Here is a 3,918-nt window from a genome sequence, read left to right as displayed (position 1 = left end):
GCCCCGCAGGCCGCCGACGCCCGTCCACGCTGGATTTCATTCGGCGTGCTCGGAGGTTCCACTCAACCCGACGCCGCACTGGCCGATTACCAGTGGAGCGCCACTCCCGAGTTCGGATGGGGGGCGCAGGCGCTGGTCGGCCTCGGCCCGCTGGCGGGTGGCGTGAGGGGTTGGCGGACCGGTACCGATCAGGCGCTCGGCGTTTCCGGTGCACCGGCCACCACGCGCGTCACCGAAACCAGCTGGGAACTCGTCGGCCGCGGCCGACTCGCATCGTTTTGGGGCACCGAGATGTTCGCGAGTGCGAGCGCCGGCCGACTGGCGCTGCACTTCGACCCGGACCGCATCCAGGTCGCGACCTCCGGTGGCCCGGTCGAAGTCACGTTCGCTCCGATCGCCGAGTGGATCGGCGGCGGCGGCATGTCGTTCACGCGGCCACTCGCCGCGTCGTGGAGGCTCGGACTCGAATTCGAACGCCGCTTCTTCTCGCTCGACACCGCGCATCGCAGCGGCACCGCGATCGTCGAGTCACGCGAGGGATTCGGCGACTGGAGCGCGCGATTCGAAGTCGCGCGCGTGATGGAGTGGCGCTAGCGGCCCTCCGGCGGTGAAAGGGACGTCCATGACGAGCACGCAATCACATTCGATCGTCACCGCCTCGTTGCGCGCGTTGCTCGCGCTCACGCTGGTGGCCACGTTGCTCGCAGCGCCGGCGCGCGCCGACGATCCGCCGCCCGCCGACTCGACGACGACCGACGCGCCTGCTGCGGATGTCGCTCCGGCGCCGGTCACCGACGCGGCGGTGACGACCGACGCACCGGCCGGTCTCACCAGCACCGTTTCCGTGGGACCCAACTCGCGGCTCACCGCGGTCCGCAAGGTGCGCCTCACCGAGCGTTCGCACAATGTGATGCGCTCGGGCCCGGGCGACGCCTATTCGATCGTCGGACTTTTCGCCAAGGGCACCGAGTTCGTGGTGGTCACCAAGAGCGGCGACTGGTTCGGCGTGCGGCTCTCGACCACCGAGACCGGCTGGATCCACAGCTCGCTGTGCAAGGAGTTCGACGACCTGTCGGACCTCGAGTGGAGACCGAACCCCAAGCTCTACTCGCGCACCGGCAGCTTCGTGCTCAACGGCTACGCCGGTGCCTACGCGTTCGATCGCAAATCAAACTCGCTCGTGCTGGGCGGTCGGCTCGGCTACTACATCTTCGATCGCCTGCAGTTCGAAGGCGGTGTTTCGTGGACGCACATCTCGCGACCGGCCGAGATCGTCGAGTCGCTGTTCGATCTCTCGCTCGAAGCCGAGAAGTTCCACATGCTGTTCTACAACCTGAACTTCACGCTCGAACTGTTGCCGGGCCGCCAGATGGTGCCGTTCGTCACCGGCGGCGTCGGCTCCAACATCATGCAGGGCGACACCGAGACCGCCTACAACATGGGCGCCGGCACGATGCTGTTCCTCTCCAAGCGCACCGCGATGCGATGGGAAGTCCGCGACTACCGCTTCAAGTCCGGAGCGGAGAACGCCCGCGTCTCCAACGACAACGTCGAGTTCTCGCTCGGCACCTTCTACCTCTTCTAGGAGTCGCCGATGCCGACCACTCGACGCCCCGTTTCATCGCGCGCGACGCGCCCCGCGCTCGCGCTGCTGTGGCTCGCGCTGCTGCTCGCGCCGCTCGCGCTCACGTCGCAGCGCGCGCTGGCCCGTGACCCCGCGCCGGTCGAGGCCCGCGTCGGGCTCGATCTTGCGAGCGCGGCCGCGGTCTCGTGGGCGGCCGACGCGCAGCTGGTCTACGTCGAAAACGACGAAGCGCTCGATCCGAGTGGGGCGGCCCCGCGCTGGAGCTACCTGTTCCACTCCCATTCGCTCGATCGCCATCGAGCCTACTCGGTGCGCGACGGCCGCATCGTGGAGGCCGAGAACCTCGAGATGAAACTCGAAGCACCGCCACTGGGCGCCGGCTGGATGGACAGCGGCGCGGCGCGGCATGTGGCCGACGATCATGCGGGGCTCGAGTTCTGCCGCTCCCATGGCGGTGAGCTTCGCAGCATGTTGCTGATGCGCGGTGCGATCGAAGTCGACGCGCCCGACGAAACCACGTGGATGCTCGTCTACTTGGCGCCCAACGTGCCCGCGCTGTTCGTGGTGATCGACGCCGCCGCCGGCAAGGTCCGGCGCACCTGGAGGGGCTGAGCATGACGCGCGTTCCCGATCCTCGCCTCCTGCCCTCGCGTCTCGACGCGCCACCGCGCGCGCGGGTTGCGCACGTTGCTCAGGCCTCGATCACTCCGCGGGCGATGCGACTCGCGTTCGTCCTGGTGCTGTCGCTCGCGCTGGCACTCGCCACGGCGTTCGTCGCGCATGCTTCCGAAGCCGTGGTCGCTCCCAGCCTCCCGGCGGGTGAGATCTCGCCCGCCGACGTGTGGAGCGGCGTGCCGCTCACCGTCGAGGTCGATCGGATCAAGCCGCAGAAGCTCAAGCTGCCGATGTTGCGATTCCTCAAGGAGAATCGCGATTTCATCCGCGCCCAGTTCGACCTGCTGCGTCAGAAGCCGCTCGAAGGCGAGGGGCTCGCGGCCGACGTCGACCCGCGCTTCCTCGAGTGGGGGCAGATGCTCGCCCGCATCCTGGCCGATCGCGACTCGGTTTCGCTCGCGGACAACGAGCGCCAGCGACGCGAGCTGTTCGCGAGCATCACCGAACTCGGGCAGCTCGAAGGGCAGCTCGATCAGATGGAACGACTTCTCGCCGAGCAGCGCGGACGGCTGCAGCGCCTGCAGGACGACTTCACCGGCGATCAGCGCACCGCGCTGGTGGTGGTGCTGAGCGGCTATCCGCAGGGCATTCCGGTGTCCGGCGTGACGGTGACGCTCGAGGACGGCGCCAGGCTCACGGTGCCGCTGACCGAATCGCAGCGCACTTCGCTCCAGCAGGGCGGCGTCGTCCAGGTGTTCCACGGCTTCGTGGAGCCCCGCGAACAGGTGATCCAGATCGCGCTCGGGGCGGAAGCCGTCGACGGATCGATCGGATACGTCTCGCTCGAGCCGGTGCGTGACCGCCTCACCTTCCTGCGCCTCGACCTCTCGACCGTGCGCCCCGATCAGGGCGCCCCGAGCATCGAGGCGACGACCTGGCTGCACGCCGACCGCCCCCACCCGATCCGCGGCTGAGCGACCTGATCGTGCGTCTCTTCCGCATCCCTCGGGGAGTCGGGCCCCGGTTCTCGGCACTGGTCTTCGCGTGCCTGTGCGCCGCTGCGTCACTCGCGTTCGCCGAGCCGGCTGAGCGCGTGGTCGACGAAAGCGCGTTGCGGCTCGGCCGCGCCGCCCTCGAACACCTGAGTGGTCAGTCGCGCGCCGTGGTCGAGAATCTGGAAGCCATCGACTTCGAGTCCCCCTCCACTTTCGGCGAGGCCGATCGCGCCGCGTTTCTGCTCGGGCACGCCTACCTCGAGCTGGGCAGCCGCGCCGAGTTCGAGCGTCTCGCCGCCACGGTCGCACACTGGAAGCGCGACACGCCCTACACCCGCTGGATCGCGTTTCGGCGCGCCGCACTTGCGAGCACTTCGGCGAGCGCCGAAGCACCTCCCGAAACCGGTGATGCCGCTGCCGATGCGCTCGCCGCCGGACTGGTGCTGCGTTCCGGAGACACCACGGGCGCGCTGGCGCGCCTTTCGCGACTCGACGGCGCGGGCGCCACGCCGCTCTCGCTCTACCTCAAGGCCGTCACGCTCGAGGCCTCGAACGCCGACGCCTCCGACGCATGGGCGCGACTCGCAGCCACCGACACCCTGAGCGCGCTCGGCCGCGATCTGGCGGGTGCCGCGCACCTGCGCCTCGCGACCCGGGCCGCCGAACGCGGCGAGGATCCGAGTGCTCACCTGCTCGCGGTACCGAGCGCGCTCAGGGTGTCGG

5 protein-coding genes are annotated in these 3,918 nt (G+C 69.3%); all 5 read left to right on the top strand.

The window, feature by feature from the left end; genetic code table 11:
• Window positions 1-594, top strand: a 594-nt coding sequence (locus HOP12_02055; protein NOT32934.1) for a hypothetical protein, incomplete at its 5' end; no start/stop codon positions are given.
• Between the two features lie 28 nt (window positions 595-622).
• Entirely contained in the window at window positions 623-1,585 is a 963-nt protein-coding gene (locus HOP12_02050; protein ID NOT32933.1) for an SH3 domain-containing protein, read from the top strand.
• A 9-nt stretch (window positions 1,586-1,594) separates the two neighbouring features.
• A complete protein-coding gene (locus HOP12_02045) occupies window positions 1,595-2,197 on the top strand; it encodes a hypothetical protein (protein NOT32932.1) in 603 nt (200 codons plus the stop codon).
• Between the two features lie 2 nt (window positions 2,198-2,199).
• Window positions 2,200-3,174 carry a hypothetical protein gene (locus tag HOP12_02040; GenBank protein ID NOT32931.1) on the top strand — a complete coding sequence of 325 codons (975 nt, stop codon included), beginning with the start codon at window positions 2,200-2,202 and terminating at the stop codon, window positions 3,172-3,174.
• A gap of 11 nt (window positions 3,175-3,185) precedes the next feature.
• Window positions 3,186-3,918 (top strand): hypothetical protein (locus HOP12_02035; GenBank protein NOT32930.1); only part of this gene is annotated, 733 nt, incomplete at its 3' end.

Source organism: Candidatus Eisenbacteria bacterium (genome assembly GCA_013140805.1).
Classification (GTDB): domain Bacteria; phylum Eisenbacteria; class RBG-16-71-46; order RBG-16-71-46; family RBG-16-71-46; genus JABFRW01.
Note: the sequence above shows the minus strand (reverse complement) of the source record. Positions and strands in the feature narration are given on the sequence as shown.

Coding starts and splice junctions, on each gene's coding strand:
- HOP12_02050 (NOT32933.1), top strand. CDS start 623: ATGACGAGCACGCAATCACATTCGATCGTCACCGCCTCGTTGCGCGCG.
- HOP12_02045 (NOT32932.1), top strand. CDS start 1,595: ATGCCGACCACTCGACGCCCCGTTTCATCGCGCGCGACGCGCCCCGCG.
- HOP12_02040 (NOT32931.1), top strand. CDS start 2,200: ATGACGCGCGTTCCCGATCCTCGCCTCCTGCCCTCGCGTCTCGACGCG.